Origin of the sequence: Butyrivibrio sp. VCB2001 (genome assembly GCF_000423965.1) — a bacterium.
Classification (GTDB): Bacteria; Bacillota; Clostridia; order Lachnospirales; family Lachnospiraceae; genus Butyrivibrio.
This window is the reverse complement of the sequence record NZ_AUIZ01000002.1, coordinates 374,624-392,581: the sequence shown is the minus strand read 5'-3', so window position 1 is coordinate 392,581 and position 17,958 is coordinate 374,624. Positions and strand designations below refer to the sequence as shown.

The following is a 17,958-nucleotide window of genomic DNA, read 5'->3' as shown; positions in this document are numbered from 1 at the left end:
CTGAATGTGAGTTGACTATGGTTTAATTATTATAGGAGGAAATACCTTTGGCTGATAGACAATACCCATTGGAGAGAACTAGGAACATCGGTATCATGGCTCATATTGATGCTGGTAAGACTACTCTTACAGAGCGTATTCTTTACTATACCGGTGTTAACTACAAGATTGGTGAGACCTACGAAGGTACTGCTACCATGGACTGGATGGAACAGGAGCAGGAGCGTGGTATCACAATCACATCTGCAGCTACAACTTGCCACTGGACACTTCAGGAGAACGGTAAGGCTAAGCCAGGTGCTTTAGAGCATCGTATCAACATTATTGATACTCCTGGTCACGTAGACTTCACTGTTGAGGTTGAGCGTTCACTTCGTGTACTTGATGGTGCAGTTGGAGTATTTAGTGCTAAGGAAGGCGTTGAGCCTCAGTCTGAGAACGTATGGAGACAGGCTGATGGATTTAACGTTCCTCGTATGGCATTCATCAACAAGATGGATATCATCGGCGCTAACTATTACGGAGCTGTTGAGCAGATCCGTAACAGACTTAAGAAAAATGCTATTATGATTGAGATCCCTATCGGAGCTGAGGATCAGTTCCAGGGAATTATCGATCTTTTCGAGATGCAGGCTTACATCTACAACGATGATAAGGGCGAGGATGTTACTATTGGTGAGATCCCTGCTGAACTCAAGGATGACGCTGAGCTTTATCATGGCGAACTCGTTGAGAAGATCTGCGATCTTGATGAAGACCTTATGATGCAGTACCTTGAGGGTGAGGAGCCTTCAGTTGCTGATCTTAAGGCAGCACTTCGTAAGGCAACTTGCGAGTGTAAGGCTTTCCCTGTTTGCTGTGGTTCAGCTCACAGAAACAGAGGTATCCAGAAGCTTATTGATGCAGTTATCGAGTTCATGCCTTCACCTCTTGATATCCCTGCTTGTAAGGGTACAGATATGGAAGGTAATGAGATCGAGGTTGAGTCAACAGATGATGGCCCATTCGCAGCTCTTGCATTCAAGATTGTCAGCGATCCTTTCGTAGGAAAGCTTGCATTCTTCCGTGTATACCGTGGAACAGCTAATTCAGGTTCTTACGTACTTAACAGTACTAAGGACAGCAAGGAGCGTCTTGGACGTATCCTTCAGATGCATGCTAACAAGAGATCAGACCTTGATAAGGTATATTCAGGTGATATCGCTGCTGCTGTTGGTCTTAAGAACACAGTAACAGGTGATACTCTCTGTGATGAGAAGAACCCTGTTATCCTTGAGTCAATGGAGTTCCCTGATCCCGTTATCGAGCTTGCTATCGAGCCTAAGACTAAGGCCGGTCAGCAGAAGCTTGATGAGGCTCTTATGAAGCTTGCTGAAGAAGATCCTACATTCAGAGCTCATACAAATCCTGAGACAGGTCAGACAATCATCGCTGGTATGGGTGAGCTTCACCTTGATATCATCGTTGACAGACTTCTTAGAGAGTATAAGGTTGAGGCTAACGTTGGTGCACCTCAGGTTGCTTACAGAGAGGCCCTTACAAAGGCTGTAGACGTTGAGTCTAAGTATGCTAAGCAGTCCGGTGGACGTGGTCAGTACGGACATTGTAAGGTTCGTTTCGAGCCTATGGATGCTAACGGCGATAACCTTTACCAGTTTGATAGCGAAGTTGTTGGTGGTGCTATTCCTAAGGAATTCATCCAGCCAATCAGCGAAGGTATCGAAGAGGCTATGAAGGCCGGAACACTTGGTGGATATCCTGTTGTTGGTGTACACGCTACAGTTTACGACGGATCATACCACGAGGTAGACTCATCTGAGATGGCATTCCACATTGCCGGATCTATGGCATTCAAGGATGCTATGCAGAAGGGAGCACCTGTTCTTCTTGAGCCTATCATGAAGGTTGAGGTTACTATGCCTGAGGAGTACATGGGAGATGTTATCGGTGACGTTAACTCTCGTCGTGGACAGGTTGAAGGTATGGATGATCTTGGCGGCGGAAAGATTGTAAGAGCACATGTGCCTCTTGCTGAGATGTTCGGCTATGCTACAGACCTTCGTTCAAGAACTCAGGGACGTGGTAACTACTCAATGTTCTTCGAGAAGTATGCTCCGGTTCCTAAGAATGTTCAGGATAAAGTTCTTTCAAATAAGGGCAACTGATCATTAAATTAATAGAAAAGTCCCGTGAAATCACAGTTAACGCTTGATTTCACGGCAAACTTTTAATATAATCGATATAGTCGGTTAAATTATGTATGAAAATGTTTATTAACAACATTTCACCTTAAGGAGGATATTTAAAAATGGCAAAAGCTAAGTTTGACAGAAGTAAGCCACACGTAAACATCGGTACAATCGGACACGTTGACCATGGTAAGACAACTCTTACAGCAGCTATCACAACTGTTCTTGCAGACAGAGGATTTTCACCTGCTGTTGCATTTGATCAGATCGATAAGGCTCCAGAAGAGAAAGAGCGTGGAATCACAATTAACTCTGCTCACATCGAGTACGAGACAGCTAACAGACACTACGCTCACGTTGACTGCCCTGGCCACGCTGACTACGTTAAGAACATGATCACAGGTGCAGCTCAGATGGATGGTTCTATCCTCGTTGTTGCTGCTACTGACGGTGTTATGGCACAGACTAAGGAGCACGTTCTTCTTGCTCGTCAGGTTGGTGTTCCTTACATCATCGTATTCATGAACAAGTGCGATATGGTTGACGATCCTGAGCTTCTTGATCTCGTAGAGATGGAGATCAGAGACCTTCTTACAGAGTATGAGTTCCCTGGAGATGACACACCTATCATCCGTGGTTCAGCTCTTAAGGCTCTTGAGGATCCTAAGTCTGAGTGGGGCGACAAGGTTATGGAGCTTATGGATACAGTTGATTCATACATTCCTGAACCTACTCGTGAGACAGATAAGCCTTTCCTTATGCCTGTTGAGGACGTATTCACAATCACAGGACGTGGAACAGTTGCTACAGGTAGAGTAGAGAGAGGTCACCTTAACCTCAACGACGAAATCGAAATCGTTGGTATTAAGGAAGAGACATCTAAGTCTGTATGTACTGGTATCGAGATGTTCAGAAAGACTATGGACTACTGCGAGGCTGGTGACAACGTAGGACTTCTTCTCCGTGGTGTTGACCGTGATGGTATCCAGAGAGGTCAGGTTGTAACAAAGCCTGGCACAGTAACATGCCACACAAAGTTCACTGCTGAGGTTTACGTTCTTACTAAGGACGAGGGTGGCCGTCATACACCTTTCTTCACAAACTACAGACCTCAGTTCTACTTCAGAACAACTGACGTTACAGGTGTCTGCAACCTCCCTGATGGTGTTGAGATGTGCATGCCTGGTGACCACGTAACAATGTCTATCGAGCTTATTCACCCTATCGCTATGGAGCAGGGTCTTAAGTTCGCTATCCGTGAGGGTGGACGTACAGTTGGATCAGGTAAGGTTGCTACAATCGTAGAGTAATCTTAACAAACCTAGATTTTATGCAGCTTCCAGAGTTTCTCTGGAAGCTGTTTTTTTGTATACAATCTAGCCGAAAATGACCTTTGGCTCTAATTTGGCTCTAAAAATTTTGAGTTTTTTCTAAAAGGCAGTATTTATGCGCCTTTGTAAAGGGTGTTTCCGGTGCCAAAATTCAGCCATGAAAATAGTATAAATTTATTATTCTTGTACTTGTTTTTCAATACGGATAATGGTAATATTCTCTTAAGAAGAGAGCGAAAGCTTTCTGGGCTGGTCGAAAGACCCGGGTCCACCTATTGGCGGGTAAGACACCCGCTTTTTTCATGCAATAAATGGAGGGGTATGAAGGAATTAAGTATATTTGTAGACGAATCTGGAGATTTTGGTGAATATGATCCCCATTCTCCGTTTTATATAATATCAATGGTAATGCATGATCAAGCAGTTGATATCACTGAGGATCTGGCTAAACTTGAAACGCAGATGCAGTATTTGGGATTGCCGCATCATTGTGTGCATGCAGGACCAATAATTAGATCTGAGCATGAGTATAAGGAATATACTGTAGAGAATAAAAGGAAAATTCTAAGGAATATGATGACTTTCACTAGAAAAGTTGATGTGAAGGTAAAATCTATCTATATAGAAAAGAAAAATATGGATGATTCGGTTGAGGCTGTTGGAAAACTGAGTAAGCTTCTTGCTGCGTTTATAAGGTCCAATATGGATTTTTTCATCGGGTATGATTGTGTGAAAATATACTACGATAATGGTCAGGTAGAAGTGAGTAGAATTCTGTCATCTGTATTTAATGTTCTTTTGGACAATGTTGAATTTAGAAGAGTTCTTCCTTCTGAGTATAGGCTGTTCCAGGTTGCTGATCTTATTTGTACTATAAAACTGGCGGAGCTGAAGCTTGAAAAACATATTCTTTCTAAATCTGAGAAATACTTTTTTGAAGATGTCAGGACATTAAAAAAGAATTATCTCAAGCCTATTAGTCAGAAAGAAATGTAGCGATTGTAACTGATTTCTATAAAAAAGACACTCCGAAAGGAGCGCCATTAGCTAGACCGAGTGCTCAGTTTTGAGCACTCGATTTTTCGTTTTTGACTCCTCAATTTTGAGGAGCAGACTTTTTTGGTTCAACTTTTTTCTTTTTGCTTTTTCTCTGTTCTTTTAGATATTCTTCATAGCGCTGCCGTGTTTCTACAGCACAAGCCTCTCTTATCTCTTTTGGGTAATCAGGATGGTCCTCTTTATACTTTTCTATAGCATCTATTATTTTCTGTGCATAGGCCCATTTTTCATCTTCGGAACCATCATGGGGATATTCGCCCACATCGATGGCATGTAATTCAATCCATGCGTCCTCATAGTGATGGATATAATTATTTTTCTCTGCCTCTGGAATATCCAATTGATCAATTAGGTCATAATAGTCACCACCAGCTTCGAACACTTTTTGATAGGCTGCATCTAATTCTTCACGTGTTTTTGGTGCATTCATGTACTGCTTCCAAGAATGCCCTAATAGCATCAATTCAAGTTGAGTATTGAGAGCTAATTCTGTCAGACGATTTGCATAGTCTTCCCTAGTCTCACTTTTTGATTTCCAATATTTTTTACTAAGTGCTTCTCTTGCCTTTTCGAGATGTTGAAAAGACATGAGAAGAAATGCAGCTCTGTTGTTTGGGTTCGAGTATAGTGGATCCAGAGTTATCTGTATATCTTCAATAGGTATCTCCTCTCCATTTCGTCTTACCTTTATGTACTTAGAAAGTAAAGGATTGACTGAGAACCATGTACCATATGGGGACTTATCCTTGCCGTCACTATCTTTAGAGGGTCCTTCTAAATTTAATGTGCCGTTATCTAATAAAAGCAGTAACTGCTGATAAAAATCGCCCTCAAAGGAGTAATCGGTATACTGTTTTGGTAAACCCTCGAAGATATACTTTGGAAGCCTTAGTGCTTCACTCATCTTCTCAATCACATCATTTCCGGGAACCATTTTATTTGTCTCATATTTCCTTATAGAAACCGGATGGATTCCGGTGATCTTGGCAAATTCGTTGGATGTTATTCCAAAGATTTCCCTTATTTTTTTAATTCTGTCAGCTATTGTCATAAAGTCTGTATCCTCCCATGAATACTGAACTTGAAATCAATTTGATAAGCAAATTATAACACTAATGTAGCTGACAAACTACAAAAATTTAAAATACCTATTGACTGTAGCGAGTGCGCTACATATAATGACAATATAAAGAATGTAGCGAGTGAGCTACAAACCAAAAATAAATCATAAAGGAGGACAAACACTATGAGAGAAGGCAAGATTTATCTAACAGCAAAGGAGGTAGCAGAGATACTTGGAGTGTCTGTAGGACATTCATACAAACTTGTTCAGAAGATGAATAAGGAGCTTGCATCAAAAGGGTATCTTGTGATTGCAGGAAAGATTCCTGTCAGGTACTTCGAAGAAAGATATTACGGATTCACAGCTTAAGGGGGACAACATGCCGGTATATAAGGAGAACGATTCTAATACCTGGCGAAGTCAGTTCTACTATACTGATTGGACCGGGAAGAAACACAAGAAGAACAAGAGAGGCTTCAAAACGAAAAGAGAAGCACAGCAGTATGAGGCTGAGTTCGTAAAACAAGCCAGAGCTGATATGGATATGATGCTTTCATCTTTTGTAGAAGTATATCTCAAAGACAAGGAAGTAGAGCTTAAGCAGAGGACTCTCAGGAATAAGAGATACATGTTTGAAACTCACGTAATTCCTTACCTGGGTAACAAGAAGATGAATGAGATCACTGCCTCAGATATTTTAGCGTGGCAGAAAGCAGTTAAGGACAGTAAAGACTATTCAGACGCATATCTGAGGATGCTTCAGAATCAGGTCACGGCTCTTTTCATCCATGCACAGAGGATATATTACCTCAAGGATAATCCTTGTAAGCGAGTTAAGAAGATGGGACGCTCGGATAACAGAAGCCTTAACTTTTGGACCTTAGAAGAGTACAGGAAGTTTATCGATACGTTTGATAAGGGAAGTATGCACTATCTGATGTTTGAGCTTCTTTTCTGGACTGGGATGCGTGAAGGTGAGCTGCTTGCACTTACGAAAAATGATATCGATGTAGGGCAGATGACTCTTCGAATCAACAAGACCTATTTCAGATTGCATGGTGAGGACGTTATTACTACTCCCAAAACGGATTCATCCATCAGGACCATTGATCTTCCGAAGTTCCTGGTTGATGAGGTTCAAGATTATTGGAGCAAACTGTATAAGCATCCAACAGATGCAAGGTTGTTTCCGGTAGTTGCGGAAGCTTTGCAGCATATAATGGCAAGGCATATCAAAAAGGCTGAGGTAAAGAAAATCAGAGTACACGATCTTAGGCATTCACATTGTGCCTATCTTATCAATCAGGGAGTACAGCCGCTTATCATCAAGGAGAGACTTGGACATAAGGATATAAAGGTTACGCTCAATACTTATGGACACCTTTATCCAAGTGAGCAGAAGAGGGTAGCAAATCTTTTGAATGACCTAAATAGAAATGCCCCGGCCAGGGACCAGGGCACAATCGAGTAGAAAAGCCGGAGCTTATCTATACTCAATCTCGCAAATTTAGTATAGCAAAGCTCCCTGCTTTTTAACAGAGTTTTTGTTGAAGGGGGAATGATACTTGGAACTTGCATTATCTACTGGTAATACGATAGTAGATCAGATTTCAGAAATGAATTTTACCGGAAATATTATTCCGGCAGAATGGTTTAAGACACTTAGAGGTCCTAACGGAAAGCCAATGCTTCTGGCGATAGATATCCTCAGTGACATTCTGTATTGGTACCGTCCTACTGAGATCAGGGACGAGAGGACCGGAGCCTTAGTGGGGTATAAAAAGAAGTTTAAGAAGGACTTCCTTCAAAGGAGTTACAGGCAGATTGAGGACCAGTTTGGTGTATCAAAGAAGCAGGCAAGGTTGGCGCTGGACTTTCTATGTAGAAAGGGTGTAATTAAGAAGCATTTGGTTGATGAAACAACCAAAGATGGAATGAAATTACACAACAATATGTATCTTGAGCTTGTGCCGGAAAAATTAAAGGAGATCACTTATATCCATAGATCTTCTGAGGGTGTGTCTTTGAAGGAACCACCGTGTGTCTTTGATGATAATACGGTGGTTTCAGTTAGGGCAGAGGGTAATTACCTTCAGGGTACTACAAGTACAGAGATTACTACAGAGATTACTACTAAAGAGTACAACAATCCAATCAATCTAAAGACAGATGGTAGTTTCTATGTTCATGGGCCTTCCGGATGTAGAGGAAAGCCTGTAAAGCAGATTGATGAGATAGATGAGATAGCTGCCTATAGAGAAGTTATCAAGGAGAACATTGATTTTGAGAATCTCATGGCCAGGCAAAGTAGTGAAGCTGAACAAAAGCGCATTGATGAAATCTATGAGATCATCTGCGATGTTGTTTGTTCCAAGAAGGACACTATCAGAGTCGGTGGGGAAGATAAACCGCTTGAGGTTGTGAAGTCTGTCTTTTTGAAACTTACAAGTGAGCATATCGAGTATGTAACCGAGTGCCTCGATAAAACTTACACAGATATCGGCAATATCAGATCATACCTTATCACTGCTTTGTATAGGTCCATACAGACCGCAGAGAATTACAACAATCAGAAGGTTAATCATGGTATGCATGAATATGCTACAAGAGATCATGAGTTAGGAGGGGCAAATGGGGAAGATGATTGATGAGAGGGACTGCATATTGCAGTTCCGTGTTTCGCAAAAGGAAAAGGAACTTATACAACAGAGAATGGAGGATGCCGGTGTTAGAAACAGGAGTGCGTTTCTAAGGAAGTTGATTATGCAGGGATATATTATCTGTCTTGATCTGTCAGATACAAAAGAGATAGTCAGACTTATGAGGATCTGCAGTAATAATCTCAATCAATATGCCAAAAAGGCAAACGAGACCGGCAGCATTTTCATTAAGGACATAAAGGAGTTAAAGGACCAGCAGGAGCTAATATGGAGTTCTATTAAAGAGCTACTCAGAAGTCTAGCAAAGATAGCATAGGGGGAAATTATGGCAGCTACAAGACTTATTGCAATTCATGGAAGTAAGGGTGGAGGAAAAGGAGGCGGAGCAAAAGGCAGCATTGATTATGTTGAGGATGATGAGAAGACTGAAGAAGGCAAGTGGATAACAGCCTATGAATGTGATCCAATAACTGCAGCAGAGGAATTCGACTTATCCATGAGGGAATATATTCAGAAGGTTGGGGATAAGGCATCTGACAATGTTATAGCTTATCAGATACGACAGTCCTTTAAGCCTGGAGAGATAACACCTGAAGAAGCAAACCGTATTGGTTATGAAACAGCTATGAGGTTTACAAAAGGTGAGCATGCATTTGTTGTCGCAACACATACGAACAGAGCACATATTCATAATCATGTTATATTCAATGCGGTTAATCTTGATTGTGACAGGAAGTTTAGAGACTTTCATAAATCAGGGATTGCGCTGGGGCGCCTGTCCAATCTTATCTGTCTTGAAAATGGATATTCAGTGATTGCAGATGAGCCATATCACAGTGATAAGGTGTACAACAATTTCCATAGCGATAGAACAATCCGTGATGGGATCAGGCAAGCGATTGACAAAGCTCTCTCTAATAGTCCAAAGACGTTTGACGATTTTCTCTTGGAGATGAAAGCTCAAGGCTATGAAATCAAACATGGTAAGCATACTTCGGTCAAAGGAAATAATCAAAAACGCTTTGTCAGATTTAAATCGCTTGGTGATGGCTATACTGAGATCGATATCAAGAAAAAGATTGAGAGTGATTCAAAAATCATTGCACCCAAGAAAGAATCTACTCCGTTTTATCGCCAGAAAGACTTTGATCTGCTTATTAACGTTCAGGATATAGCTTCGAAAGGAAAAGGTTATGAAAACTGGGCGAAGAAATTTAATATAAAGCAGGTATCGAAAGCTCTTTTGTTCATACAAGAAAATGGTATCGGTTCTTATGATGAATTGGAGAAAAGAACTGAAGAGTCAGCGAAAAGATTTGGCGAACTTAGAGATGAAATCAAGATTTGCGAATCACGGATGGATGAAATCTCAAAGCTCCGTAAAAATATAATCGACTACTCCAAGACCAGAGATATTTATCAGAAGTACAAAGCAACCGGTTTTGACAGAAAGTTTTTTGAAGAGCACAGAGCTGAAATCATGATTCACAAAAGTGCGAAGGATTCATTTAATAAGATCCAAGGAAAGATTCCATCTGTTAAAGAACTTAATGAAGAATTTGAACAGTTACGTTCAAAAAAGAATGAAGCCTACTCCGAGTACAAGCTGGCTAAGAAAGATATGGAGCAGTTCCGCATTGCCAAGTATGATATTGATTGCATCCTTGGAATCAGAGAAATGCCGGCGCAGCGTCGCACCCCTGAGCGCACACGCTAACTTATATTTGTTAAAGGCAAGTGGGGCATATGTAATACATATGCGACTTGTTGGGGGATTCCCCAAGCCCCTTGAATCAGATTTTCAATCTGACTGTTGCATCTACGATGAAGATAATTATCAATCCGATAAAAAATGAAAAGCATAGCAGAATAAGATTTGAGTGTGGCTGACAAATGCTGCACTCTTTTCTATTTTGGTGAAATAACAAATTTGCACTATGCAAAAAATGAATAGCTTGTAAGGTAATATTGATGATTTTTAACATGCTGATATAATTAGAAACCGGGGATACTTTATCTTGGAGGATAGGTATGAAAAGAAGAAAAGTTTTGGCGGGAATTCTTGCAAGCATGCTCGTTTTGTCTGCATGTTCTTTTTCCAATACAAATGAATATGATACGGAAGTGGTTTCAGACAATGAAGTATCTACTGAAAGCACTAGCGAAGAAAGAAATGATGAAAGCACAGCTGAAATAACTCAGAATGAGGATGAAATTGTAGAAATAGATACAACAAAAATAATAGAAGATCAGTCTTTTGACATTCAATTAAATGAATGGGGAGATGTGAGATTTGTATCTTGCCAACCTGATAAAGATACAAATCCACATGCTGATGCAACATTTTATCTTATGGACCAGAATCAGGTGATTTATAAAATGCCTTCTGTTTATGAAAACGACATCAGAGATAACCTCTTCGAGGGGATATCTTTTGTGGCTTTTAAAGATATCAATGAAGATGAAAAAGATGAAGTGATCATTGGTCTGTTATACATAACCGGTGCAGGTCCGCAGGGAGTGATTCCTCGTACAGAGGTCAGAATCTTCGAGGATAAAGGCGATTCATTTGAATACTCAAAGGATATTAGTAAATATATCAATGATTCCATGCCTGAAGATGGTACAATCCATGATGTTTATGACAAGATAAAGATGTACAATTCTACGACTAAGGATAGTGCTTATTTATCCAATGACTTAATTGATTCTCAGATTTCAATCATAGTAAAAAACAGAGATGTCTGGAAAATCACATATGAAGATGGTTTAACAACATCTGCTCACTCTCTCTACTATATCACGGATTATGATCATAATGGCAGACTGGAAATTACTGCATCTGAAACTCAGGGAACAGGAATATTTACTCATGCAGAAATATATGAAGTGAATTCTGATTTTAATGGAATTGAGTTAATTGATTACAATGGCGATGCTCCTGAATTTGAATATAAAAAAATAAAAGTGTTCTATAACGAGGCTGATCAAACATACATGTATATCGGTACAAACCATGGGAAATCAGGAGCTTCATGGGGAGGTAATATAAAATGTGCCCTTTATCTTGAAAATGGAGTAATACATTATGACGAGATTGCGGTTGAAGAATACCAGCCTAAAGACGATGACAGTGATGAACTTGTTTTTTCTTATACCGATAATTTCGGAAACGCAATTACCGAAGAGCAATTTGAAACTGCTGAAGATGAATTATATGAAAGCTATGACCAACAAGAGGTTTCTTTTGGAGTAATATATAATGAATACGAAAATGTATTTCAGGAACTACCAGATGATATTATGGCGCAGATGCTAATGAAATCGTATGAAACCTTTTCTGGACTAATTAGCTATGATGAGTTTAATGAAGTTGAGGAAAAAATAAGAACATCTTAATTACAATTTCTTACATATCAATTATTGTGGGAAAAAAAGTAAAGCTCTTAAGGCTTTGACATTGCTGATGGGCATTATTATTGTTGTGGCTCCATTGTATATACTTGATTTTTAAAAGTTAACTGGTGAAAGGTGACTTATGGATATTGAAGATAAAGATATGAGTGAAATTATTGATAGCAATTTTGATGAGCCTGATAAGAAGAATTGGCTGGTCTGGGTATTTACTATTCTGTGCATTGCTATTGGTGCTGCTGTGCTTATTAAGTTCATTCCTGCCATTACCCCATCTGATGATGCTGTTACTGTGGATCCTGATGAGGATATTGTTGAACTTCCTGTTTACTATGTAGAAAACATGGATGAACTTCATCTTGATGATACCGATTTTGACATAGCAAACTATTATTTCAGAAATGAGTATGAATATGATAATCACTATTATATAGATGATGATAATGTCCTTTGGGGTGTGGGTGATAACGGTGAAGGACAGCTAGGCAACGGGAATCGCTCATCTTATGAAAGCGCACCACAGAAGATAGCTGAGAATGTGGTTCATGTTGATTACGCAGCATTCTTCATGATTTATCTCACAGAAAACGGTGAATTATACGGAGCCGGGGCAAATCAAAACGGATTGATGGGATTGGAAAATCCATATGGGAAAGAATGGATTTATTATGATGATATAGTTGCTACATCCCCAGTATGTTTAATGACTGATGTAAAATATGCCAGAGCGAGTCATGGTGGTATTATTGCCCTCAAAAATGATGGTTCAGTCTGGTGGTGGGGCGAAATCAGGACTACATCAGCGAAACATCCTGATGATACAATTGGATGCAGTTATTCAGAGCCTACAAAGATGCTTGATAATGCAATCTATGTTACCTGTGGTTCATTCAGCATGGCTGCCATCAAAGATGATGGTACATTGTGGACCTGGGGCAACAACACCTTTGGAAGTTGTGGATATGACAGCAAGAATCAAGATTTCATAGAAGAGCCGGTTAAAGTTTTGGATGACGTGAAAATGGTCTGGATGGATGAAGTCAGATTTGAAAACAATAAGCCATATACCGTAGAAGATGATGAGTATGACTATACATATGTTACCTTTGCAGAGAAAAAAGACGGCTCAGTATTTGCCTGTGGCAAATATGTTGATGGCGAAGGAAGCAAGATCTGGGATTTCAAACTTTATGAAGATACGTTAAGAACTCCTGAAGAATATATGGATGATGGACTTCATGAACCGATAGAACTCGTGTATTCTGACAGATTCCAGAGGATACAGTTTAAAGAGAAAGAAACTATAAACAATTAAAGAATTCTGCCGATATAAAAGATAGCAATGGAGATGCGTGTCTTTTCAATGGATTGACCATCCTTGAAGGGGCACGTTTTTATTATCGGAAGGATGATGTCTATGAGTATGGCGGTGAATGCAGTATATAACAGAATGCAGATCCAACAGGCGCAGGTGCAGAGGCCGAAATCCAAAGGCAGTGATATTACCCAGGCTGTAAAGGGGGCAGTAGATTCGTACAGGTTCTGCGGAGTTTCAGAATTTCATTCCATGAAGGATTGTGCAGCTGACGAGATAGACTTTGGTTATGCTATTGCGGGACTTCAGGGGGATGATAATCAGCTGCCATGCAATTTTTACAAGAGAGCTGATTATAACGATGAGGATCCTGTCATAATTGCCAGGATGTATCCATGGGATGGGAGTGATCCCATTGTTAGGGAAATCCATGTGAAAGAAGTAGATTTGTCAAATGCGGATTACTACGATACTTTTGCTTGTGGCATATATCTGAAAGAAAAGGGACAGATACAGTATATAGGTGACATACTGTTGCCATACGAGCTGGCTGAAGAGGAACAACAAGAGGGGTATTGGGATGGCAAGGTGGATAGCTTTGCCAAGTACGATGTTCTCAAGGCACTTGATAACTTCATAAAAGAGAGTTTTGAAACTGGACGTTACAAGCAATATATGGAGTTTAAACACCTTCAGGAAGCTATAGAAAAGTACTTTCCTGCTTCTGTTAATAAGGTCAAAGACCATAATGATTTTTGAATAACGTGCCGCTGGCTCTAAAATGGCTCTAAAAATTTCAAAAACCACTAAAAATGAAGCGAAACATGAGATATATGCGAATAGAAACCACGTAAAATCAAGGCTTTCCAAATAGATATAAAGACCGTTAAGCCGTGAGGGTGGACGTACAGTTGGATCAGGTAAGGTTGCTACAATCGTTGAGTAATTCTTATCAGATCGCATGATCACTGAATTTATAAAGAGCTTCAAGCCTTGTGCTTGGAGCTCTTTTTTTGCGTAAAGGTATCGAAATATTTAGTACCGTTGCCATGAAAGCTATATTTTGATCTAAAAGTGAAAAAGTGACTAAGGAATCTCTTTTTCATGTTCTTAGACACTATTTACCCCTCATTTATCCTAGTCCTTAGAGTTACAAGTGACTATGATGTGTTTATATCATTTTCTTAGTCACTTTTTCCATTGAGAATTGTAAGAAAAGGACAAAAATGTTGACTAAATCACATCCAAATACCTATTTGAGTCATTTTCAAGAAAAATGCAGGGATAAGGGTGATAATGCAAACCACTTTCTGCATGGATATAATGATAGATGAGATTTTGTAAAACCGTATCTTAATTTCCGAGCTATAATCTTGTTCTAATTATGATATGATTTAAGCATGTGTTTGAGGAAGACAGGAGTGAAATTTGTTGGGGGATAACCGTATGCTAAGAATTGAAAAGATAAATGGTAAAAATGTTTGGGATATATTAAAACTATCTGTTAATGATGAGCAGAGAGAATTTGTTGCTGCTAATGATGTCAGTATTATTGAGGCTTATACGACTATCACCAATAATGGTTACGCTTATCCTTTTGGCATTTATGATGACGATACTCCAGTGGGTTTCGTTATGATTGGATATGATAAAGATGAGTATTGGGATGATGCTCCTGCAGTAGCAGATAATAACTATAACTTATGGCGCCTGATGATAGATAAGAGATATCAGCAAAAGGGTTATGGCAGAAAAGCGATAGAGCTTTCTCTTGAGTTTATTCGGACATTTCCTTGTGGCAAAGCAGAATATTGCTGGTTATCATATGAACCGGACAATAAAGTGGCAAAAGCTCTTTATGAGTCTTTTGGATTTATAGAGACCGGAGATATGGACGGAGAAGAAATAATTGCGGCTTTGAAATTGTAGAATGCGGAGAGAAGATTATACTAACACGAGAATAGTAGAAGATTTTGGGGGCAAATCATGACGATAAAATATAGACAAGCGGTCAAAGAAGACGCAGAGCTGTTGGTTAATATATATAATGCTTCATTTTATGATGATTATGTCTTTTATGGGGAGTGCCCTGCTTATGGACAGACAAAAGAACATATGGAACAATCTTTTGAGAATTTTACGAAATACCTCATTTTAGGTGATAATACTCCAATCGGGGCGCTTTCTTTCAAAAACGAGGGAGATGGACGATACTACCTTGGCTGCCTGTGTGTTATACCGGAATATCAAGGAATGGGAATAGGTACAAAGACATTTAAGTACATGTTATCTGTCTGCCCTGATTGGAAAGAGATAACCTTAGTTACACCTGCTGACAAGCGCCAAAATGTTAAGTTCTACACTGAGAAATGTGGGTTCAGTTTAGGAGAAAAAAGGATGGATGGGAACGTAGAGATTGTAACCTTTTATATGAATCGATGAACCCGTTGGAAGATATGATAATAAGGCAGTAAATGAGCCACTGACTCCGTCCCCGGGGTTCAAAAATGAGCCCTTGACTCCGTCCCCAGGGATCATTAATCTTGTATAGGGGGATAAATGGTTAAGGAGTGGAGTGTTATGAAAACAAGGATTGTTGGAATAGTTCTTTTGGGCATGCTTACACTATCTGCATGCTCTTCTCAAAATGAGGCAATATCGGAACAGAATATAGAGGATCAGGCGGCGGTAGCTACAAGCGAAGAGACTGATGAAGAAACTCAGCAGAAGATGCATGAGAATCAGCTGCTTTATAAGTTTATTGGTCTGGCTGAGGATACATTTCCGGAGAAGATCCAGAGGGCGCTTTACTGGCAGGACAGAGAGTGTAGCGAGACGCTGATGGGAACTGTGATGGTTCCGATTCTGGATGAGAACGGAATGCAGGATATGAACTGGTTTTGCGATGATATATGCGAGTGGATGGAGATATGTCTGTCGGAGATTCCGTATGATGAGGCTCCGTGGCTGTATAAGGAGATCATCATTAGCATGTATCCTTCAAAAGAGTCTTTTGACCCGTCTCCGTACATTAGCGGAGGGTATGACAGAGAGGCTCTGTATGAAGGGCTGTATAGTTTTCTGGATGAGAAACTGAACGCTACAGATTATCAGGTTATGATACCTGCAGACTATGAGAAGCTTGTATTTGAGGATGACGGCAGCGGAGAGGGGTACGAGGACTATGAAGCGGAGTGCTCCTATACAACCGCGGATGGAATCACATATGGAATGATACCTGTCGACAGGGCAGCAGGAAGCAGTTACTACGTGCTTACAGCCAAGAGAGACAGCGACGGAAAGGTTGTACTGGTTAATGACGATCCCTACTGTGGAAGCGGCGGAGCAGCTAGCTGGATTGAGTTTATTGATGATACCAATCTTGGATTTTCGTGCCTTACCTATAACGGAGGAGATGACGCTCTTATATACAGAACGGCGGACGGAGGAAGGTCTTTTACCCAGGTAAATTACCCTTCAGCTAAGGTCAAACTGGCAGATGGAAGCATCTATAACCCATTCACAATTCCTGAAAAGGTCTGGAAAGATGGCGAGGATCTCTATATGCTGGTCGGACAGAGCCAATATTCCGGGGATTATTATAACGAGGAGCTTGAAAAACACCCGTCGGGACTTTATGTATCTCATGATGATGGGATTAGTTTTGAATATATTGGTGAGCAGTAAAATCAGAGAACACTAATCTACGGAAAATAGAGTATAATTATTCTATGGATGCAAACATGGAATATGCGATTCTATATCTTGAACTGAATCTGTTTTCTCTGATACTGATATGGATCATCCTCCACAAAACGCGGGGACTATCCAAGATGGTGGCTCAGAGAAATTTTGTCATGTCCATCATATCGGAGATGGTTTTCTTCATTTCGGACACCTGGTCTCAAATGGTGCTTAATCATGTTATTCCGGGCGATGGAAGGATTCTTGTTGCCTGTAAGACTGTCTATTTTTTCGCCACATCAAGCATGTGCTTCTTTTGGTTTCTGTATTTTGAACTTATCCGTGATACAAGTTTTGCAAAGGATATGAGAAGGGTCAGGCAGTCAGCAATACTCATGTGGCTCATGGGTATTTTGCTCCTGGGAAATCTTTTTGGCAAATATCTGTTTTATTTTGGTGATGACGGAACATATCACAGAGGACCACTGTTCATTCTTACTTATGTATTGTCATATTCATACATTGCCCTGGCATGGATCAGGATCATTCTAAACATCATCAGAAAAGACACTAAGCAGGATAAAAAAGTACTGATCCGGTTACTTCTTTTCCCGGTTGCGCCGGGTGTGGCGGGAATCATACAGTTTATCTATCCCAGATTACCTGTAGCCTGTGTGGCAATGTCTTTGGCGACGCTTATGCTGTATCTTATATGGGTGGATGAACTGATTTCTCTTGATCCGCTTACCGGTCTCAATAACAGGAAACAGCTCAATCTGTCCTTTGAACAGCTTAAGAGGGGTAAGGGCGAGCAGGAAAAGATATATCTCCTACTGGTAGATGCTAATCATTTCAAACACATCAACGACACCTATGGACATCTTCAGGGAGACAATGCTCTTAAACTGATCGCCAAGGCTCTACGCGAAGGCTGTAAGCACTCCGGACGCAGGGCTATCATTGCAAGGTATGGCGGTGATGAATTTGTTGTTTTGGCCTCCTCAGAAGGCGATGCGACAAACGAGGAGCTAAAGAACAACATAAATGCAAGGCTTTCGGAACTTGTGGAGGAGGAAAAGCTTCCGTTTGACCTGACAATCAGCATAGGTATTGCAGATCTGGATGATGATGATTCGTTAAAAGACCTGATAGAGAAGGCCGACGCTGCTATGTATGATGAGAAAAAGAAAGGATCATGATCATGCGACTTACAGAAAAATTTCTGTAAGTCGTATTTTTTTGC

Annotated in this window: 16 protein-coding genes; 15 read left to right on the top strand and 1 reads right to left on the bottom strand. The window is 40.3% G+C overall.

From position 1 onward, the window contains the following. Positions 1 to 47 precede the first annotated feature (47 nt). The 3 genes from fusA (at position 48) to G589_RS0104515 (ending at position 4,516) form a co-directional block, all read left to right on the top strand. Positions 48 to 2,165, top strand: coding sequence for an elongation factor G (gene fusA / locus G589_RS0104525; RefSeq protein WP_022770013.1), 2,118 nt, complete (start codon positions 48 to 50; stop codon positions 2,163 to 2,165). A gap of 143 nt (positions 2,166 to 2,308) precedes the next feature. Next, positions 2,309 to 3,499: an elongation factor Tu gene (gene tuf, locus G589_RS0104520; protein WP_022765122.1), complete on the top strand. Its 1,191-nt coding sequence runs from the start codon at positions 2,309 to 2,311 to the stop codon at positions 3,497 to 3,499. A gap of 342 nt (positions 3,500 to 3,841) precedes the next feature. After that, entirely contained in the window at positions 3,842 to 4,516 is a 675-nt protein-coding gene (locus G589_RS0104515) for a DUF3800 domain-containing protein (protein WP_026516616.1), read from the top strand. A gap of 100 nt (positions 4,517 to 4,616) precedes the next feature. On the opposite strand, the gene G589_RS0104510 is transcribed toward G589_RS0104515, so the two are convergent. Further along, positions 4,617 to 5,630: a helix-turn-helix domain-containing protein gene (locus tag G589_RS0104510; RefSeq protein WP_026516615.1), complete on the bottom strand. Its 1,014-nt coding sequence runs from the start codon at positions 5,628 to 5,630 to the stop codon at positions 4,617 to 4,619. Between the two features lie 195 nt (positions 5,631 to 5,825). On the opposite strand from G589_RS0104510, the gene G589_RS0104505 reads away from it, so the two are divergent. From G589_RS0104505 to G589_RS0104450, 12 genes are all read left to right on the top strand, one after another. Then, positions 5,826 to 6,011 carry a DNA-binding protein gene (locus G589_RS0104505; protein WP_026516614.1) on the top strand — a complete coding sequence of 62 codons (186 nt, stop codon included), beginning with the start codon at positions 5,826 to 5,828 and terminating at the stop codon, positions 6,009 to 6,011. A gap of 10 nt (positions 6,012 to 6,021) precedes the next feature. After that, positions 6,022 to 7,113, top strand: a complete 1,092-nt coding sequence (locus tag G589_RS0104500; RefSeq protein WP_026516613.1) for a site-specific integrase — start codon at positions 6,022 to 6,024, stop codon at positions 7,111 to 7,113. Between the two features lie 94 nt (positions 7,114 to 7,207). Next, positions 7,208 to 8,290 carry a DUF6017 domain-containing protein gene (locus tag G589_RS20940; RefSeq protein ID WP_051192177.1) on the top strand — a complete coding sequence of 361 codons (1,083 nt, stop codon included), beginning with the start codon at positions 7,208 to 7,210 and terminating at the stop codon, positions 8,288 to 8,290. Then, complete coding sequence (locus G589_RS0104490) at positions 8,274 to 8,618, top strand: plasmid mobilization protein (RefSeq protein WP_026516612.1); 345 nt, start codon at positions 8,274 to 8,276, stop codon at positions 8,616 to 8,618. The genes G589_RS20940 and G589_RS0104490 overlap by 17 nt, the downstream gene beginning before the upstream one ends. A gap of 9 nt (positions 8,619 to 8,627) precedes the next feature. After that, entirely contained in the window at positions 8,628 to 10,019 is a 1,392-nt protein-coding gene (locus G589_RS0104485) for a relaxase/mobilization nuclease domain-containing protein (protein WP_026516611.1), read from the top strand. A 314-nt stretch (positions 10,020 to 10,333) separates the two neighbouring features. Then, entirely contained in the window at positions 10,334 to 11,701 is a 1,368-nt protein-coding gene (locus G589_RS0104480; RefSeq protein WP_026521250.1) for a hypothetical protein, read from the top strand. Between the two features lie 160 nt (positions 11,702 to 11,861). Next, on the top strand, positions 11,862 to 13,031 hold the full coding sequence (locus G589_RS20935; protein WP_196811845.1) for an RCC1 domain-containing protein: 1,170 nt from the start codon (positions 11,862 to 11,864) through the stop codon (positions 13,029 to 13,031). Between the two features lie 102 nt (positions 13,032 to 13,133). After that, positions 13,134 to 13,790, top strand: coding sequence for a hypothetical protein (locus G589_RS0104470; protein ID WP_026516608.1), 657 nt, complete (start codon positions 13,134 to 13,136; stop codon positions 13,788 to 13,790). A gap of 687 nt (positions 13,791 to 14,477) precedes the next feature. Continuing rightward, positions 14,478 to 14,960 carry a GNAT family N-acetyltransferase gene (locus G589_RS0104465; RefSeq protein WP_026521249.1) on the top strand — a complete coding sequence of 161 codons (483 nt, stop codon included), beginning with the start codon at positions 14,478 to 14,480 and terminating at the stop codon, positions 14,958 to 14,960. Positions 14,961 to 15,017: 57 nt separating this feature from the next. Further along, a complete protein-coding gene (locus tag G589_RS0104460) occupies positions 15,018 to 15,473 on the top strand; it encodes a GNAT family N-acetyltransferase (RefSeq protein ID WP_026521248.1) in 456 nt (151 codons plus the stop codon). Positions 15,474 to 15,611: 138 nt separating this feature from the next. Further along, positions 15,612 to 16,718 carry a hypothetical protein gene (locus G589_RS0104455; protein ID WP_155832494.1) on the top strand — a complete coding sequence of 369 codons (1,107 nt, stop codon included), beginning with the start codon at positions 15,612 to 15,614 and terminating at the stop codon, positions 16,716 to 16,718. 56 nt (positions 16,719 to 16,774) lie between these two features. After that, a complete protein-coding gene (locus G589_RS0104450; RefSeq protein ID WP_196811844.1) occupies positions 16,775 to 17,914 on the top strand; it encodes a GGDEF domain-containing protein in 1,140 nt (379 codons plus the stop codon). Positions 17,915 to 17,958 lie beyond the last annotated feature (44 nt).